16 protein-coding genes are annotated in these 17,378 nt (G+C 72.1%); 11 read left to right on the top strand and 5 right to left on the bottom strand.

Annotated elements, in window-relative coordinates; all coding sequences use genetic code 11:
• Positions 1–38: 38 nt before the first annotated feature.
• Both fmdA and ACIBM5_RS12290 read right to left on the bottom strand, forming a co-directional pair.
• A complete protein-coding gene (fmdA, locus tag ACIBM5_RS12295; protein ID WP_391581181.1) occupies positions 39–1,301 on the bottom strand; it encodes a formamidase in 1,263 nt (420 codons plus the stop codon).
• Between the two features lie 45 nt (positions 1,302–1,346).
• Positions 1,347–1,622: an FmdB family zinc ribbon protein gene (locus tag ACIBM5_RS12290; protein WP_391581180.1), complete on the bottom strand. Its 276-nt coding sequence runs from the start codon at positions 1,620–1,622 to the stop codon at positions 1,347–1,349.
• Between the two features lie 153 nt (positions 1,623–1,775).
• Here ACIBM5_RS12290 and ACIBM5_RS12285 point away from each other — a divergent pair, with 153 nt between their 5' ends.
• From ACIBM5_RS12285 to ACIBM5_RS12250, 8 genes are all read left to right on the top strand, one after another.
• Positions 1,776–2,522, top strand: coding sequence for an SDR family NAD(P)-dependent oxidoreductase (locus ACIBM5_RS12285; RefSeq protein ID WP_396006799.1), 747 nt, complete (start codon positions 1,776–1,778; stop codon positions 2,520–2,522).
• Entirely contained in the window at positions 2,519–3,310 is a 792-nt protein-coding gene (locus ACIBM5_RS12280; RefSeq protein WP_396006798.1) for an SDR family NAD(P)-dependent oxidoreductase, read from the top strand. Before ACIBM5_RS12285 ends, ACIBM5_RS12280 begins: the two co-directional genes overlap by 4 nt.
• Positions 3,311–3,503: 193 nt before the next feature.
• A complete protein-coding gene (locus ACIBM5_RS12275; protein WP_391581177.1) occupies positions 3,504–4,703 on the top strand; it encodes a PucR family transcriptional regulator in 1,200 nt (399 codons plus the stop codon).
• Positions 4,704–4,885: 182 nt separating this feature from the next.
• Positions 4,886–5,719 carry an ABC transporter ATP-binding protein gene (locus tag ACIBM5_RS12270; protein WP_396006797.1) on the top strand — a complete coding sequence of 278 codons (834 nt, stop codon included), beginning with the start codon at positions 4,886–4,888 and terminating at the stop codon, positions 5,717–5,719.
• Positions 5,716–6,678, top strand: coding sequence for an ABC transporter ATP-binding protein (locus ACIBM5_RS12265; RefSeq protein ID WP_396006796.1), 963 nt, complete (start codon positions 5,716–5,718; stop codon positions 6,676–6,678). Before ACIBM5_RS12270 ends, ACIBM5_RS12265 begins: the two co-directional genes overlap by 4 nt.
• The gene (locus ACIBM5_RS12260; RefSeq protein ID WP_391581174.1) at positions 6,675–7,565 is read left to right on the top strand and encodes a branched-chain amino acid ABC transporter permease; all 891 of its coding nucleotides are present in this window, start codon (positions 6,675–6,677) and stop codon (positions 7,563–7,565) included. Before ACIBM5_RS12265 ends, ACIBM5_RS12260 begins: the two co-directional genes overlap by 4 nt.
• 64 nt (positions 7,566–7,629) lie before the next feature.
• Positions 7,630–8,769 (top strand): branched-chain amino acid ABC transporter permease, encoded by a 1,140-nt coding sequence (locus tag ACIBM5_RS12255; RefSeq protein WP_396007092.1) that lies wholly within the window; start codon positions 7,630–7,632, stop codon positions 8,767–8,769.
• Between the two features lie 4 nt (positions 8,770–8,773).
• Entirely contained in the window at positions 8,774–10,036 is a 1,263-nt protein-coding gene (locus ACIBM5_RS12250; RefSeq protein WP_396006795.1) for an ABC transporter substrate-binding protein, read from the top strand.
• Positions 10,037–10,219: 183 nt separating this feature from the next.
• Here ACIBM5_RS12250 and ACIBM5_RS12245 read toward each other — a convergent pair whose 3' ends face one another.
• Entirely contained in the window at positions 10,220–10,834 is a 615-nt protein-coding gene (locus tag ACIBM5_RS12245; protein ID WP_396006794.1) for a hypothetical protein, read from the bottom strand.
• Positions 10,835–11,037: 203 nt separating this feature from the next.
• Between ACIBM5_RS12245 and ACIBM5_RS12240 the strand changes: the two genes are divergently transcribed.
• The 3 genes from ACIBM5_RS12240 (at position 11,038) to ACIBM5_RS12230 (ending at position 14,126) form a co-directional block, all read left to right on the top strand.
• Positions 11,038–11,496 carry a MarR family winged helix-turn-helix transcriptional regulator gene (locus tag ACIBM5_RS12240; RefSeq protein WP_391581170.1) on the top strand — a complete coding sequence of 153 codons (459 nt, stop codon included), beginning with the start codon at positions 11,038–11,040 and terminating at the stop codon, positions 11,494–11,496.
• A gap of 210 nt (positions 11,497–11,706) precedes the next feature.
• Positions 11,707–12,999: an acyl-CoA dehydrogenase family protein gene (locus ACIBM5_RS12235; protein WP_396006793.1), complete on the top strand. Its 1,293-nt coding sequence runs from the start codon at positions 11,707–11,709 to the stop codon at positions 12,997–12,999.
• Positions 12,996–14,126 carry a phosphotransferase family protein gene (locus ACIBM5_RS12230; protein ID WP_396006792.1) on the top strand — a complete coding sequence of 377 codons (1,131 nt, stop codon included), beginning with the start codon at positions 12,996–12,998 and terminating at the stop codon, positions 14,124–14,126. Before ACIBM5_RS12235 ends, ACIBM5_RS12230 begins: the two co-directional genes overlap by 4 nt.
• 325 nt (positions 14,127–14,451) lie before the next feature.
• On the opposite strand, the gene ACIBM5_RS12225 is transcribed toward ACIBM5_RS12230, so the two are convergent.
• Both ACIBM5_RS12225 and ACIBM5_RS12220 read right to left on the bottom strand, forming a co-directional pair.
• Positions 14,452–15,684, bottom strand: coding sequence for an ABC transporter substrate-binding protein (locus ACIBM5_RS12225; RefSeq protein WP_396006791.1), 1,233 nt, complete (start codon positions 15,682–15,684; stop codon positions 14,452–14,454).
• A gap of 131 nt (positions 15,685–15,815) precedes the next feature.
• Entirely contained in the window at positions 15,816–17,114 is a 1,299-nt protein-coding gene (locus ACIBM5_RS12220) for a hypothetical protein (RefSeq protein ID WP_396006790.1), read from the bottom strand.
• Positions 17,115–17,378: the final 264 nt, after the last annotated feature.

Below are 17,378 nucleotides of genomic sequence, written 5' to 3'. Positions count from 1 at the left end.
CCACGCACCCCACTTCGCGGGTGCACCTCTCGGTCGACTCAGCCGCTCGTCGTCGCGCACTGCCCGCGGTCGGCGAAGGCCGGTCCCGAGGCCGACGGGCGGATGTCGAAGTCGAAGATCTCCGTCGGCACGTACAGCGTGGCGCACGCGTTGGGGATGTCCACCACGCCGGAGAACCGGCCCTCGATCGGCGCCGCCCCCAGGATCAGGTAGGCCTGCTCGGGCGTGTAGCCGAACCTGGTCAGGTAGGTGATCGCGTTCAGGCATGCCCGCCGATAGGCCAGGGTCGAGTCCAGGTAGCGCTGTTCGCCGTCCTCGGTGACCGAGAATCCGGTGAAGGTCAGGTACTCCGAGTACTGCGGTGCGGACCGCCCCGGCATGAAGATCGGGTTCGTGGTGACGCCGTACGTCTGCATCCCGCCCTTGAGCACGTCCACCCGCAGGTCGATGAACCCGCCCATCTCGATCGCGCCGCAGAAGGTGATCTCCCCGTCGCCCTGGCAGAAGTGCAGGTCGCCCACCGACAGCTTGGCGCCGTCCACGAACACCGGGTAGAAGATCCGCGAACCGGCGGTCAGGTTCTTGATGTCCTGGTTGCCGCCGTTCTCGCGCGGCGGCGCGGTTCGCGCGGCCTCGCGGGCGGCGGCCGCGGCCTGGGCGGCATCCATCGAGCCCAGCACCGCCGCAATCGGCTCGGGCGGCAGCGCCAGCGGCGGCACCCGGTCCGGGTCGGTCGCGCGCAGCGCCCCCTCGCGGGCGTTCCACTCGGCGAGCAGCCGCGCGGACGGGGCGGTGCCCATCAGGCCGGGGTGGATCATGCCGGTCAGCTCGACCCCGGGAATGTGCCGGGAGGTGGCCCGCTGTCCGTGGAAGTCCCACACCGCCTTGTACGCACCGGGGAAGTGGTCGGTGAGGAACCCGCCGCCGTTCTCCCTCGCGAACAGGCCGGTGTAGCCCCACCCTTGGCCGGCCACCGGACCGGTCACCGGGAAGGTGTCGTCCTGCGGACAGGCGCCGACGTCGAGGATGTCCACGATCAGCAGGTCGCCCGGCCGAGCGCCCTCCACCCCGATCGGCCCACTCAGCTGATGCACCATCGTCAGATCCGCGTCGCGCACGTCGTCGGCGCTGTCGTTGTTGCCGATCGTGCCGTCGAACCACTCGCGGCACTCGATCCGGAACTCGGCACCGGGCTTGACCACGGTCACCGGGGGTACGTCCGGGTGCCACCGGTTGTGGCCGAGCGCCTTCTGCTCCCGGAACGGGCGGGACTGGTCGACACCGAACACGACCTCGGGCATGTGACTCCTCGAAGACTGGGCGGAAGGGCGGCCGTTGACGATGCGTCAGGGCCGGGGCAGACGCGCGTGTCGGGGGTCGCCCGAGCCGCGCACACCCGGTCGGGGCGGCGGCCCCGAGGTCACGGCCGGCGCGTGCGCCGAGCGCTCCTCGGCGGCGGCCGTGCGCATGCCGACGCCGCTGTTGCCGAGCCGGGGTGCGGTCCACACCCGTCGACCGGGCGCCGCGCAGCCGGGGCATCGCTCGTCCGGGCCGGCCTCGCCGAGCGGGCGGACCAGCTCGAAGTCGCCGCAGTCGGCACATCGGTACACGTAGGTCGCCACGACCGCTCCCTCGCCTGATCACCGGGTGTGCCTGGAAGCACAACACAGCACCGGGCAAAAGAAAACGGCCGACACGCGGGTTGGAATGACGCATGGTCAATTCACGAGCTCCGTGGTTCCATCGCGCTGTCGATCACCACCTTCGGAGGTCTCGTGAGCAAACGTGTTGCCCTCGTCGTGGGTGCGGCCGACCTCGGCGCGGCCGTCGCGCACCGGCTCGTCCGGGACGGTTGCGAACTGATCCTGTGCGATCCGCACGACCCCGACCCGGCCGCCGGCCGCATCGCCGAGGCCGAGGAACAGGCCGGTGCACGTGTGGTGACCCTGTGTGCCCCGCTCGACGACCCGGACGACTTCCGCACCGCCCTCGGCACGACACTGCGCGACGCCGGTCACGACGCGGTGGATGTGCTCGTGTACACCCTGGTGGCCGCCGAGGCGTTCACGCCGCGTCCGCTGGCCACGCTGACCGGTGCCGAGTGGCAGCGGCTCGCCGAGGATCCGATCCGGCACGGCCTGACGGTGCTTCAGGCCGCCCACGAGGTGCTGGCGCCGCGTCGGGGCCGGTTCGTGCTGGTCGTGCCCGCCGTCGCGCTCGAAGGTGCCGCCGAGTTGGTCCCGCTGGCCACCGCCGCCGAAACGCTGCGCGCGCTGGCCAAGTCCGCGGCCCGGCGCTGGGCGGCCGACGGGATCACCGTCAACATCGTCACCCCGGACGTATTCGCCTACGGCGCCGAACACCTGCGCGGCACCGACGTGGACCGCGGCGAGGCGGTCCTGCCCGGGGCCGGCACCGTGCCGGACGTGGTGGACGCGATATCGCTGCTGCTCGCGCCGGCGGCGGCCCGAATGACCGGGACCACCCTGATCGTCGACGGAGGAGCGCTGATGACGCCATGACCGAGAACGCGGCAGCGGGCACCGAAGACACCACGACCGCGCATGTCGCCCTGGTGACGGGCGCGGCCGCCGGCCTCGGCAGGGGCATCGCCCTGGCTCTGGCGGCGGCCGGTTCCACCGTCGTGGTGACCGCCCGCCGACGCGCGGCCGGCGCCGAGGTGGTCGAGGAGATCACCGCGCGCGGCGGGGCCGGATGGGCGACCGAGTGCGATGTCACCTCGGCGGAGTCGGTACGCGCCGCGATCGAGGCGACCGTGGCCAGGTTCGGCCGACTGGACGCGGTGGTGCACAACGCGACCTCGCGCCGCTCCAGCGAACCGGTGGACTTCGAGCGGGCCGGACCGCGGTTGTGGCGCGAACACGCGGACGTCTCACTGACCGGCTCGTTCACGGTGGCCCACGCGGCCTACCCGCACCTGCGCGAGACCCGGGGAGCGTTGCTCCTGCTGACCTCGCCCGCCGGCATGCGGGGCAGCGCCAACCTGTCCTTCTACGCGGGCGTCAAGGGCGCCCAGCGCGGCTTCGTCAAGGCCCTGGCCCGCGAGTGGGGCCCGAGCGGGGTACGGGTCAACGGACTCGCTCCCCTGGCCGTCACCCCCGCGTTGGCAGCCGCCTTCGAGGCCGACCCGACCATGGAGTCCCGGATCGCGGACAAGGTCCCGATGCACCGAGTCGGCGACCCGGAAACCGACATCGGCGCCCCCGCCACGTTTTTGTGCACCGCCGGCTCCCGCTACATCACCGGCCAAACCCTGATCGTCAACGGCGGCCGCGACACCTTCCTGTAAACCGGACGACACCACGCCCGCCCGGCCCGCCGGCGCCCCCGGCCGGGCCGCCCCGGCGTCCCACCTCGTTCGGCTCGTCCTCGCCCGCACGTCACATCCGGGCCCCGGCTCGATCATCTCCTGTTTACCCGGGCCCCCGATCTGTCAGTGTTGCCCCGGACGGCGTCCTTGGCCTTGCGGGGGTGGGGGAACGATGGTCGAAGCGGAGTTGTCCGGTGGGTCGGCTCACACCGCGTTGTTGCGGCGGGCGGCTCGGGTGTTGCCGGCGCGGTTGCCGGAGTTGACGGATCGGCTCGTGGCGGAGCTCCAGGCGCTCGAACCCGCCTATCTGGACGGCGGCGTGCCGCCGGACGAGCTCTGGCAGAGTGCGCACGAGGCGTTGCGCGTCGGGGTGGGAGCACTCGCGGTGTGGCCCCGCGAGCTGGAGGGCAGCCGGTGGGCCTCCGGTCGGCTGGCCCGGCGGCGGGCCGAGCAAGGCGTGCCGCTGGAGGCCCTGTTGCACGCCTACCGACTCGGCGGAGTGCTCCTGTGGCAGACCCTGGTCGAGGTCGCCGCGGAGCAGGAGCCGGACGAGGTGCGGCTGTTGGTGCACGTGGCCACCGACGTGTGGAACTTCGTCGACGGGCATGCCGCGGCGATCGCCGATGCGTACCGGCGGGTCGAGGCGGAGCTGACGAATCGTCATGACGAACGGGTGCACGCCCTGTTGGACACGCTCTTGGACGGCCGGGCGCCGGCGGCCGACCTGGCCGCCGCGGCGGCGGTGCTCGACCTGCCCGAGCGGGGCCGGTATGCCGTGGTCGCGTTGCGCCATCCGCTGCCCGGCACAGGGGTGCACGACGCGCCGAGGCGGGCGGCGCCGGACGGCGTGCGGGTGGTGTGGCGGGCCCGAATGGAGGGGGAGTTCGCAGTCGTACTGCTCGGTACGGCGGGGTTGGACGAGGTTGCCGAAACGTTCGGCCCGGCGGCCGGGTCCCGGGCCGGCATCAGTGCGATCGTCGACGGGCTCGCCGCACTCGGCCGGGCTCGGCGGCTCGCCGAGATCGCCTTGCGAACGTGTACCGCCGACGGTGAATGCGCCCGACTGGACGAGCGGTTGCCCGCCGCGCTGGTCGCCTCGCAGCCCGATCTGGCGCACGATCTCGCGGCGCGCGTGCTCGGGCCGATCCTGGCGCTCGACCCGGTGGACCGCGATCTGTTGCTCGGCACGCTCGGCGCGTGGCTCGACTCCGGTGGCTCGGCGGTGCGCGCGGGCCGGCGCCTCTTCTGCCACCGCAACACCGTGCTCAACCGCTTGCGCCGCCTGGAACAACTGACCGGCCGCGAACTCGGCCTGCCCCGCGATCTCGTCGAACTCGCCCTGGCCCTGGACGCACACCGCCTGCGCACCTGATCCGCCCCGCTGCCCGCACCCGCCGCCCCGCCTCGCGCCCGAACCCCACCGACCCCTCCTGTGCCGCTGCACAGCGGCTCACGCACCGCGTTGGTCGGATGCCCCGATGTGGTCCGGGGATCTGGACTCCGGTCGCACCCCGTGCTGTGATCGCGGTCACTCCAACAGCGGGGAGGGGTGCGGTGGAATCGGGAGCGCTCCTCGTGGCGGGGCTCGAAGTCGTCTACGGGCGGTCGGTTCGGGCCCTGCACGGTATTTCGCTCGATGTCCCGGCGAACGGCGTGGTGGCGGTCCTCGGGGCGAACGGAGCCGGCAAGAGCACGTTGCTCCGGGCCGTGTCCGGCACGCTGTCCCTGCATCGGGGCGCGGTCACCGCCGGCACGATCCACTACGGCGGCACCCGACTCGCGGGTCGCGATCCGGCCCTGATCGTCCGGGCCGGCGTGGTCCAGGTCCCGGAGGGCCGGCGGGTGTTCGCCAATCTCTCGGTGGACGAGAACCTCCAGGCCGGCGCGCTGAGTACGCGTGGGCTGCGCCAGGGCAAGGACGGCACGGCGAAGGCCCGGGCCAACCGCGACCGGGTCTTCGAACTCTTCCCGGTCCTGGCCGAACGGCGTACCCAGCGGGCCGGGCTGTTGTCCGGCGGCGAACAGCAAATGCTGGCGATCGGAAGGGCGTTGATGGCCGCACCGCGGCTGCTGCTGCTCGACGAACCGTCGTTGGGCCTGGCGCCGATGATGGTGGGCCGGATCGCCGGCGTGATCCGGGAGATCGCCGCACAGGGCGTGGCCGTGCTGCTCGTCGAGCAGAACGTGACGGTCGCGCTCGACCTCGCCGACAAGGCCTATGTGCTCGACGTCGGCGAGGTGCGACTCGCCGGTTCCTCGGCCGACCTCGCGCGCACCGACGAGGTACGCCGGTTGTACCTCGGCGAGGAGGAGGCGGCCGGCGCGGACGCCGCCGGCACGCCGGCCCCGCCGGCCCCGCGCAAGCCGCTCCGGAGGTGGGGGGAATGACCGTCGGCCCGACCGAGACCGCCGAGGTGCGGGAGTTCGACGTACCCGAACTGACCGTACGCGCGGTCACCGTGCGCTTCGCCGGCCTGGTCGCGCTGGACGCGGTCGGCTTCACCGTCGCTCCGGGCTCGATCCACGCGGTGATCGGTCCGAACGGCGCGGGCAAGTCGACCTGCTTCAACGTACTTTCCGGTGTGTACCGGGCCGATCGCGGCACGGTGCACCTGGGCGAGCACGAACTCACCCGGCTGCCGCCGCATCGCATCGCCGCGCTCGGCCTGGCCCGTACCTTCCAGAACATCGTGCTCACCCGGGGCACGGTCGCGGACAACCTGCTGCTGGGTCGGCATGTGCTGACCACCTCCGGGTTCGCGGCCACCGCGCTGCACCTGCCCCGGGTGGTCCGCGAGCAGCGCCGGCATCGCGAACGAGCCCGGGAGATCGCCGAGTTCATGCATCTCGGCGACGTCTTCGACGCTCCCGTCGGGCTGTTGCCGTACGGCATGCGCAAACGGGTCGAGATGGCCCGCGCGTTGTGCATGGAACCCAAGGTGCTGCTGCTCGACGAGCCGGTCGCCGGGATGAACGCCGAGGAACGGGCCGAGACCTCGGATGCGATCGCCTCGATCCGCGACTCGCTGGGCATCTCGATCGTGCTGGTCGAGCACGACATGGGCCTGGTGATGCGGATCGCGGACGAGGTGACGGTGCTGGACTTCGGCCGCCGGATCGCAAGCGGTGTGCCGGCCGACATCCAGCGCGACCCGGCGGTGATCCGGGCCTACCTGGGGACCGGCGAGGACGCGGACTCCGCCGAGAACCCGGACGACCCCGCCCGCCGGCCCGACCCGGCCGGCCCGACCACAGCGCCCGCCACCGACACCCAGACCGGCACCACCACCCGCTCCCACCCCCACCAGCCCGATCCGGCGGCCACCGACCGAGAGGTCCCGACATGACCAAGCTCGCCGAGATCATCCTCAACGGCCTTGCCCTCGGATCCGTATACGCCCTGATCGCACTGGGCTTCGTGGTCATCTTCAAGGCGTCCGGAGTGATCAACTTCGCGCACGCGTCCCTGCTGCTGCTCGGCGGATTCACCGTCGCCAAGCTGCACGACGACCTCGGCTTCGCGCTCGCGCTGCTCGCCGCGGTGCTGGTGACGGCCGCCGTGGCGGGCCTGGTCGAGGTGTTGTTCATCCGCGGCCTCGGGCGCACCGAGGTACACACCCTGACCATCCTCACCATCGGCGTGGACATCCTGCTCACCACCGAACTCACCCGCCGGATCGGGTCCGACGTCCTGAGCCTGGGAGATCCGTGGAAGGCCGGCGTGCGGGACTGGGGCGGTGTGCACATCGCCGACGCGCGGATCGCGTGCATCGTGGTGGCGGTGCTGCTGATCGGCGCGTTCTTCGCGGCGTTCCGGTTCACCGCCTGGGGCCTGTCGATGCGCGCCGCGGCCGAGGACCGGGAGGCCGCCGCGCTGATGGGCATCCGGCTGGGCCGGATCCAGTTCACCGCGTGGTGCGTCGCGGGTGCCCTGGCCGCCGTCGCGGCGGTGTTCCTGGCCGCGTTCCCCTCCGCCGGCCTGGACCGCTCGACCGGACAGATCGCGCTCGCCGCGTTCCCGGCGGCGATCCTGGGCGGGATGGACTCGGCGGCCGGCGCGCTGCTCGGCAGCCTCGTGGTGGGGCTGACCGCTGCGCTGATGGCGGGCTACCAGAGCGACATGACCTGGCTCGGCGCCAACCTCGGCGATGTCGCCCCCTACGTCGTGATGTTGCTCGTGCTCATCTGGCGGCCGACCGGCCTGCTCGGCTCGAAGGAGCGTGCTCGTGTCTGACCGCGTGTCCTCGACGGTGCCCAGGCCCGCACCGACACCTCCCGCGCGGCACGCCTCGCCCGCGCTGCCGGGACTGCGCAGGTGGGCCGCGCCCGGGGCGGTGACGGCGGTGGTGTCGGTCCTGTTGGTGCTTCCGTTCTACGTGACCGCGTTCTGGTTGCAGACCGGCCTGTTCGCGATGGCCGCCGCGATCGGCGCGATCGGGCTGAACCTGCTGTCCGGTACCACCGGCCAACTCTCGCTCGGACACGCCTTCTTCCTCGCGTGCGGCGCCTACGGCTACGTGTGGTTCGCGGGCGACTCCGGCAAGGTCGGCGTGCAGCAGTTGAGCGGGCCGGGCCTGCCGCCGCTGCTCGCGCTGGTGCTCGCGGTGCTGCTGACCGGCATCGTGGGCGGCCTGTTCAGCCCGATCTCCGGCCGGCTGCGTGGGATGTACCTCGGCGTGGCCACGCTGGCCCTGGTGTTCATCGGGCACCACGTCATGCTGAACGCGAAGTCGGTGACCGGCGGCTTCAACGGACGCTCGGTCACCCCGATGGAGTTCGGCGGCTTCACGCTCACCGACGGCGACCCGGACGGCCTCGAAGTGCTCGGCATCCCGTTCGGGCAACTGGAGCGGCTGTGGTACTTCGCGCTGGTGCTGGTCCTGGTCGCCGCGCTGACCGCGCGCAACCTGCTGCGCGGACGTCCCGGCCGGGCGCTCGGCGCGGTGCGCGACAGCGAGATCGCCGCCTCCGTCATGGGAGTTCCGGTGGCCCGCTACCGCTCGGCGGCGTTCGTGGTGTCGTCGATGTACGCGGGTCTGGCGGGCGCGCTGATCGCGATGATCTTCAACCGCGTGGTGCCGGACTACTTCGGGCTCGCGCTGTCCATCGACTACCTCGCGATGATCGTGATCGGCGGTCTCGGCTCGGTCACCGGCGCCGTGGTGGGCGCGGTGTTCGTGACCATGTTGCCGCAGGTGCTGAGCAAGTACGCCGACACGCTGCCGCTGGTGGTGGCGCCGGGCAGCCCGGATTCCGGGGTGGGACCCGGCGAGGCGGCGCGCTATCTGTACGGCGCGGCGATCGTGCTCGTCCTGCTGTTCGCGCCCGGCGGGCTGGTGGGCCTGCTGCGCGGTCGGCCCGGCGGCGCTCCCACCGGGGGCCGCACCGAACGACTCGGACGTACCAAGGGCTCCATCCGTACCGGCTCGAAGGGGTAACACAGTGAGGCTCCGGAATGGCGTGCGTGTGGGGGCGGCGCTCGCGGCGCTCGTGCTGGCCGCGACGGCGTGCAGTACCAAGGGTGACGACGACAAGAAGGACAAGCAGTCCGGTGGGGTCAAGACCGGACCCGGGATCACCGACACCACCATCACGCTCGGCGCGCTGACCGACCTGTCCGGTCCGTACGCGCCGCTGGGCAAGAGCATCGTCAACGCACAGCAGCTGTACGTGGACGAGATCAACGCGCAGGGCGGAATCTGCGGGCGCAAGCTCGCCATCACGGTGCGCGATCACGGCTACGACGTACAGAAGGCGGTGGCCGCCTACACCGAGATCAAGGGCGGCGTCGCGGGCTTCCCGCAGGTGATCGGCTCGGCCGTGGTCACCGCGTTGCAGGACAGCCTGAAACAGGATCAGATCCTGACCTTCCCGCAGGCGTGGGCCGCGACGCTGCTCAATCGGCGCGAGATCCAGATCGTCGGGACCACGTACGACATCGACATGATCAACGCGATGGACTTCCTGGGCCAGGCCGCCCAGCTCAAGTCCGGGGACAAGGTCGGACACGTCTACTTCGAGGGCGAGTACGGCGAGAACGCCCTGGCGGGTGCGAAGTTCGCGGCCGGGAAGCTCGGCGTGCAGATCGTCGAGCAGAAGATCAAGGCGACCGACACCGATCTGACCGCGCAGATCGCCGCGATGCGCGGTGCCGGCGTCAAGGCGATCCTGATCAGCGCCGGGCCGACCCAGACCGCGACCCTGGTCGGCTTCGGTGCGGTGGCGGGCCTTCGGGTGCCGGTGCTCACCAGCGCGCCGGGCTTCCACCCCCAGGTGATGGCCAGTACCGCGGCGGGTGCGCTGGAACAACTCCTGTACGTGGTCAGTGCGGCGCCCGCGATCGGCGCCGACATGCCGGCGGTGAAGAAGCTGGCCGCGGACTACAAGGCCAAGTACCCGGATGGGACGCTCGATCAAGGGGTGATCTCCGGATACAACTCGATGAAGATCTTCGGTGAGGACCTCAAGGCGGCGTGCGTCGACAAGGACCTGTCGCACGCCGGGATCATCGCCGCGCACCGGAAGCAGAAGCAGATGGACACCGGACTCGGCGCGCCGCAGGACTTCTCCGACCCGACCAAGCCGGCGTCCTACAAGTCGTACATCCTCAAGCCGAGCAAGACCGCACCCGGCAACCTGGTGGTGGCCAAGGACGCCTTCGAGGTGCCGACGACGCACGAGTACAAGCTGCCTGCGGCGGGTTAGCCGCCTTGGTCGGGCGGGTCCGGGGTGATGCGCCGTCGCCGTGCGGTGGGTCGGAGGTGCCAGGGCCGCGGGCCGTCCGGCGGCCGGGCCCGAGGGCCCGGGTCCCCGGGGTGCCGGCGCTCCGGCGGCCGGGGCCCGGAGCCCGGAGCCCCGGGTCCCCAGGCACTCGGGGCGGCCCCGGCCTCAGGGCTCGTGGGTGCCGCGGCCGAATCGGCGGCCGGAGGACGGGGCGGGTGGGAGCGGGCCGGGCCGGAAGGTCAGGGTGATCCGGGCGCCCGGGTGGCCGGTGGCGTCGGCCGTCAGTGATGCGCCGGTGAGGGTGTGCAGGCGCGCGGTGCCGGTGGTGGCGTGTGCGGCGATGCTCGGGCGGGCCCGGACCGCCGCCAGCGGGCCGTCCGGGCCGGTCATCCGGCTGGTCGGGCCCCCGGGATGGTGCAGTTTCACCACCCCGGGGCCCAGCACCAGGTATTGCAGGTCGTGCACCAGCACCCGACACGCGACCACCGACGCGGCCGGGGTGGCGTCGTGCGCGAGGTCGCAGCGGGCCCCGTGCAGCGCGGCGGTCTCGGCGATGGTGTCGGCCAGGCAGTCGGCTATCCCCCGGTCCGGCCGGTCGGTCAACCGGGCCAGCAGGTGCACGCCCAGTCGACGCAGGAACCAGTCCATGCCGTGCCCACACCCACCCACCGGCACGGTCGACGCGGCGGCCACCACCACGGCGGCCTCGGGCGTGGTGAGCGCGAACGCGCGCTCTCCGGAATCGTTTCGCGGGTCGACGACGACCACCTCGGCATGCACGAAGATCAGTGTTGAGGACGAAGGGCCGTCCGGACAGGGGTACGGCGCCGATTGGCTCGAACGTGTGGCCGGCGCACCGGCACCCCCGACCCGGCGGCTCCGCCCGCCTCGCCCCTCCGGCCGGCCGATGTGCGCACCGGGGTCGAAACCGTCGTGAGCCGGCGACGAGGTCGCCCGACAGGCAGCCCCGTACGCTGACGCCCATGACCGACGTGGAGAGCCGACGCAGGATCAACGAGGCGATCAGCTCGATCCGCAGACTGATGAGCAGTCGCCGGCTGGACGCCCTGCACGTCGAGCGCTCCGGGGTGCCGCTCAGCCTGGTCGCGATCGGCGTGCTGCATCGCATCATCGACTTCGGCCCGATCCGACCGACCGAGTTGGCCGAGCGCGCCGACATCCAACCGGCCGCGCTGAGTAGGCAGATCCGGATCCTGGAGGAGGGCGGCTACACGATCCGGGTCACCGCCCCCGACGACGGCCGGGTGGCGCTGCTGGAGGCCACCGAGCACGGGCGCGAGGCGTACCGGCTGTTCGTGGCGGCCAACGACGCGATGCTGGCCCGGCAGTTGGCCGGCTGGACGGCCGCGGAACTCACCGATCTGGCCGACCGGATGCAGCGCCTGGTCGCGGATCTGCGCGGGCCGCTCGACGCGGAGTGACGGCCGGGCGGGCCGACTCGGGACGGCCCGAGTCGGATCGGCCCCTTCGTGTCGGTCCTGTTCGCGTCGGCCCGACAGCCCGGGGCGGGCCGGTGGCTCGGGGTTCCGTGGGCCCGGCGCGGCGGCGGTCCCGGTCGCCCGGTGGGCCGCGCAGTGCGTCCGCCCGGGAAGATGATTGACCTTGTTAATTAACCGGGTTAACGTCCGGCCATGGCATGGGACTTCAGCACCGACCCGGACGTCGCGGCCGAACTCGACTGGATCCGCCGGCTCGTGGTCGACGAGATCGAACCGCTCGACCTGGTCCGAACCCGGATGAGCGCGGCCAACTGGCGGGCCGTCACCGAGCCGCTCAAGCAGGCGGTCAAGGACCGCGGCCTGTGGGCCGCGCATCTGGATCCGGCGCTGGGCGGCGGCGGTTTCGGCCAACTACGACTGGCCCTGATGCACGAGATCCTCGGCCGGACCCCCTCCGCACCGGCGATCTTCGGCAACCAGGCGCCGGACTCGGGCAACAGCGAACTGCTCGCGGTGGGCGCGAGCGAGGCCCAGAAGGAGCGCTGGTTGTGGCCGCTCCTGGCGGGCCGGCTGACCAGTTCGTTCTCGCTGACCGAGCCGCATACGGCCGGCTCCGACCCCACCGGCATCCGGACCCGGGCGGTGCGGGACGGCGACGACTGGGTGCTCGACGGGCACAAGTGGTTCGCCTCCAACGCACGTCGGGCGGACTTCGTCCTGGTCTTCGCGGTCACCGATCCCGAGGCCGAACCGCACCGCCGGGCCTCGATGTTCGTGGTCGAACGGGACACCCCGGGGATGCGGATCGTGCGGGACGTGCACACCATGCACCACCCCTACGACGGCGCCGCGACGGCAAACCTGGGCGGCCACGCGGAGATCCGCTTCGAGGGCTGCCGAGTGCCGGGGACGCACCTGATCGGCGCCCCCGGCGATGCGTTCACGCTCGCCCAGAAGCGGCTCAACGGCGGCCGGATCCACCACACGATGCGCTGGATCGGCCAGTGCCGCCGGGCCTTCGACATGCTTTGCGAACGGGCCCTGTCCCGGCGCTCGCACGGTCGGTTGCTGGCCGAGCACCAACTCGTCCAGCAGATGGTGACCAAGTCCACGATCGAGATCGAGGCGCTGCGCCTGATGACCCTCAAGGCCGCCTGGACCTGGGACCACGAGGGCCCCAAGGCGGCCCGGCAGGCGGTCTCCGAGGTCAAGTACTGGGGTGCGCAGGTGCTGCACGACGTGGTGGACCGGGCGATCCAGGTGCACGGTGCGCTGGGTTACTCGACCGACCTGCCGCTGGAGGAGATGTACCGGCTCGCGCGCAACTTCCGGTTGTCCGACGGAGCGGACGAGGTGCACGTCGCGCAGGTCGCCAAGCTCGCGCTGCGCGGCCACACCGCGGTCGAGGGATGGCCGAGCGAACACATCCCGACCCGGCGCGCGATCGCGGAGCAGCGCTACGCGACCTGGCTGGACCTGCCGTGACGGCGGGGCCGACGGCGCCGGGTCGGACGTCATCGGGCGGGGCGACACCCGGCTCGACAACCCTGGACGCGGCGCAACTGCGCGCATTCACCGCGTGGTCGGTGGCGCACGGCGTGCTGGCGCCCGGGGCCGAGCCGCGGATCGAGCCGCTGGCGGGCGGATCGTCCAATCCCACGTACCGGGTCCGGGGCGGCGGCGCCGACCTGGTGCTGCGCACGCCACCGGCGCGCGGCGGGCTGCCCACCGCGCACGACATGGACCGCGAATACCGGTTCCAGGCCGCGTTGGCGGGCAGCGCGGTGCCGGTCGCACCGATGGTCGCGCTGTGTTCGGACCCGGCGGTGATCGGTACGCCGTTCTATCTGATGGCTCGGCTGGACGGGGTCGTGCACGCCCGGGCCGATGCGGTGCGGGAGTTGCCCGCGTCCACCGCCGCGGCGGCCGGGCGCGCGCTGGCCCGGACCCTGGCCGTGCTGCACGCGGTGGACCCGGGCGCGGTGGGCCTGGCCGAGTACGCCCGGCCGGAGCCGTACCCGGTACGCCAGTTGCGCCGCTGGCGGCGGCAATGGGCGGCGTCCGGCGCGGATCCGGTGCCCGCGGTCGACGAGGTGCTGGCCGCCCTGTCCGCCCGGACGCCGACGGCGGGACCGCAGCGGATCGTGCACGGCGACTACAACCTGGCGAACGTGATGTACGAACGGGCCCGTCCCGACCGGGTGCTGGCGGTGCTCGACTGGGAGATGGCCACGCTCGGGCCGCCGGAGGCGGATCTCGGCCAGTTGCTGGCGTACTGGGGACCGGCGGGCCGGTTGTTGTTCGCCGAGCGGGGCGGGCATCTGCCGGACGCCAACCCGGGGTTGCCCACGGCACCCGAACTGGTCGCCGAATACCGCGCCGCAACCGCCGAATCGGCCACCGGGTGGGCCCTCGATCCCGCCGCCGGTCGGGCCGCCGAGCTGAGCGTCCGTCACATCCCGTTCTGGGAAGCGTTCGCGGTGATCAAGCTGGCGATCGTCTGTGCGGGTGCACTGCGTCGCGGGACGAATGCGTCGGGTGCGCGTCGAGCACGGATCGTGGCCCTGGTATCCGGTTTGGCAGACATTGCCCGGGACACGCTGGAGGAGTGAGCTTCCGCCTGGAACGAACCCCGAATATCGGGGCAAATACCTCGATGGTTGTGCGGAGAAAGGTAAAATTCTCAAGAACTTCACTCCGGATACGCATGAGTAGCCGGTTGAGGGGCCAAGATTGCAGGTGTTCGCCAGGGAGCGTGGCGAACACTTCGAGACGAGGCGGGCCCGGCCGGGGCGGGCCCGCGTCGTCCCTTCCCGGGCCGCCGGGGCGTGTGTCCGCCGCCCTCGATCGATCGGCCCGACGACCTCGCCGGCACGACTGCCGACCGCTTCCGATGCGCTCGCCCGGCGGCCGACCCCGCTCCCGACCCGGGCCGGATCAGTACGCCATGGCTCGTACCCGATCCAGGTCGTCCAGGATGCGATCCAGGTCCGCGGGGGCGGACACGTAGGCGGACACCGCGCGTTGGAACGCGCTGCGCATCGTGGTCGGCATCAGGTCGGACGCATCGAAGCGGATCGCGGGCGCACCGGCCAACTCGGCGCCCAGGGCCTGGGTCACCTCGTCCCGATAGGCCTTCGGCGACACGTTGCGATCCGGGGACAGCGCGGTGCCCGACCGGACCCACCGTTCCTGCGCCTGCGTACTGATCAGGTAGTCGAGCAGGTCCCGGGCGGCCGGGGTGGCATGGAACATCGCCGCGACGTCACCCGCCACCTCGCGTGGGGACGGGGTGCCGAAACCGGGGAAGGCGAACGTGTCGTAGTCGCGCCGGGTACCGGGCGGGGTTCGGTCCGCGTAGTTGCCGGACACGAACGAGCCCTGGTGGTCGAACACACAGCCGCCGCGCGGGTCCAGCAGCTCGGCCGACTTGTCGAACCCGGTCAGCAGGGTGCCGATCGACCCGCCCGGGACGGTGTCCGGGCTGGTCGACAACTCGCCCCAGGCCTGCCACGCGGCCCGGATCTCCTTGGACTGCCAGGACAGTCGGCCACCCGCCCAGGCGTCGTAGATGTCCGAACCCGAGCGGGCCAGCACGAGATCCTCGATCCAGTCGGTGCCCGGCCAGCCGGACGTGGTGCTGGAGGCCAGTCCCATGCACCACGGGGTGATCCCGGCGGCCCGCAACTTGGCGGTGGTGGACTGGAGTTGCGTCCACGTGGTCGGCTTCGGATCGCCTACCCGGGCAAGTTTGGCCGGGTTGAACCAGATGGTGCTCTTGAGCGCCGCCTTCAGCACGACCGCCAACTGCCGCCCGTTCACCCGGCCCGGCGCCAACCACTCCGGCGCGTATCCCGGGTGAAGCCCGTCCAGCGGCGCGAGCTTGTTCGTCTTGGCGTAGTGCAACAGGTCGCCGGGCGAACTGAGTACCGCGATCTCCGGCGGATCGCCCTCGTCCACCAGACCGGCCAACACCGCCGCGACATCACGAGTGCCCTTGAAGCGCACGTCGATCCCGGTGTCCTCCTCGAACGGCGCCACCACGTCCTCGAACACCTCCTGTTCGTTGCCCTCCCAGGTGCCCAGCACATCCACCACCCGGTCCGACCCACCGGTCGAACACGCCACCGGAAGACACCCCGCGCCGACCAGGAGCAGAGCGCCGAACACCGACCTCAACCTGCCGCGCCCGGTCAGGGGTGACCTGCGCGCCGGCCTGCCGGACCCGGTCGCGGCGGACTCCCGTGTCGGCCTGCCGGGCCCGACCACCCCGGACTCCCGTGTCGGCCTGCCGGATTCGGTCACCGAAGCCTCCCGTATTCGAAGCGGCGGATCAGCAGACCCGCGAGGGTCAGTACGAGCACGGCCACGCACGTCACCGGGCCGCCGAGGGTGAGCCCGCCGTCGTCGGCGGCCTCCGCCAGCGCCGCGTCGCCCGCCCGGCGAACCACGATCAGCGCGTCGGTCAACGCCGTCTGCGCGTCGTCGGCCGCGCCGGACATGCGATCGGAATCCCGACCGGTCAGCAGCTCGGTCCCGGGCCCGCCGTCCCGGGTGCCACCCGGCGGAGCCTGGGCCCTGACCCGCTCCGCGGCGGTACGCAGCGCGGTCACCGCGGTCAGCGCCCGAGCACCCGCCTCGCGCAGGGCCCACGAGCGGTCCTCGGCCAGGGCGGTGGCGATCAGGCCGCCGAACCTGGGATCCGCTCCGCCCCGCATGACGTCGATCTCCGCCGCCGACGGAAGCGGGTCGACCAGATCCCGAAGCGTGAGGCCGGCCTTGACGTCGGTCGCGCGCCGGACGCCTCCGGAGGCGATGTCCAGGGCCGCGGTGCCGACCACCTCGTGCACGGCGGTCCGGGCCTGCCACAGCGCGGACTGCTCGACGACCCGCCGCCCGGCGCCCTCGGCCAGCCGGTCGTGCGTGCTCTGCGCGTGCAGCACGGTCCAGGCGATCAGCGCGGCCAACGCGGCGGTGGCGAGCAACAGCGGCGGGCTGGTCCGACGGCGGAAGCGACGACGCAGATAGGCGTGCGCGAACAGCACGAGCAACAGCGCCACGAACGCGGTCGCGCCGAACGGGACCGCCACGTACGTGCCCACCCACCACGTGGAGCGGGCCGCACGAATGTCCGCCAGATCCTCCCGGCGCTGCTCGTACAGGTTGGTCACGATCGAGCGCCGCAGATCGGAGGCGTAGAACACGTTGGCCAGGGACAGCGGACCGTCGCCACCGGTCTGGGCCAGGCCGACCATGATCGTGTACTCGACCATGAGCGCGTTGACGCCGGTGAGCCGGGCCCGGGCGGCGGAGTCGCCGCGGTGCAGATCGGCGGCCAGGGTGAGGAACTGGTTCGCCCGCTTGACCGCGTCCTGATAGTCCTGACCCGGTCCGGTCAACGAGAACGCGCCGGACACCAGGCTCGTGGCGGTCGCCCGATCGGCCTCGGTCAACGCGGCGGCGGCCTGATCGAGCGCGAGCACACCCGGGATCCGCCGGTCCTTCAACTCGGCCGCAGTCGCCTCGGACCGGTCGGCGATCAACACCGACAGGGTGAACACGGGAACCAGGGTCAGGACCACCAGCAACGCCAACGCCACCAACCGCCCCGGCGTGGACGAGGGCAACCGCGGCCGAGCCCTGACCCGCCGACGCACCCCCACTCCGCCGACGGACCGAGCCGATGACGCGATGGCTCCGGCCGATCCCGCCGTACTTGCGGCCGACCGTGCCGCACTTGTGGACATCGGTGCTGTGGTGCGTGACATGGAACGGGCGCCCCCTCGTTCCGCTCGGCAACCCGGTCAGGCTAAACGCGTGACCGACCGGTTACCACACGGTGTTCTCCCTTGTGGGGATAGCCA

It is taken from the genome of Embleya sp. NPDC050493 (assembly GCF_044458105.1).
Classification (GTDB): Bacteria; Actinomycetota; Actinomycetes; order Streptomycetales; family Streptomycetaceae; genus Embleya.
The sequence above is the reverse complement of the archived record's forward strand: the minus strand, read 5'-3'. Positions and strand labels throughout refer to the sequence as shown.

What these genes read in the sequence shown, in the direction of transcription:
- fmdA (WP_391581181.1), bottom strand. Translation starts at nt 1,301, where the DNA reads ATGCCCGAGGTCGTGTTCGGTGTCGACCAGTCCCGCCCGTTCCGGGAG.
- ACIBM5_RS12280 (WP_396006798.1), top strand. Translation starts at nt 2,519, where the DNA reads ATGACCGAGAACGCGGCAGCGGGCACCGAAGACACCACGACCGCGCAT.
- ACIBM5_RS12275 (WP_391581177.1), top strand. Translation starts at nt 3,504, where the DNA reads ATGGTCGAAGCGGAGTTGTCCGGTGGGTCGGCTCACACCGCGTTGTTG.
- ACIBM5_RS12265 (WP_396006796.1), top strand. Translation starts at nt 5,716, where the DNA reads ATGACCGTCGGCCCGACCGAGACCGCCGAGGTGCGGGAGTTCGACGTA.
- ACIBM5_RS12260 (WP_391581174.1), top strand. Translation starts at nt 6,675, where the DNA reads ATGACCAAGCTCGCCGAGATCATCCTCAACGGCCTTGCCCTCGGATCC.
- ACIBM5_RS12240 (WP_391581170.1), top strand. Translation starts at nt 11,038, where the DNA reads ATGACCGACGTGGAGAGCCGACGCAGGATCAACGAGGCGATCAGCTCG.
- ACIBM5_RS12235 (WP_396006793.1), top strand. Translation starts at nt 11,707, where the DNA reads ATGGCATGGGACTTCAGCACCGACCCGGACGTCGCGGCCGAACTCGAC.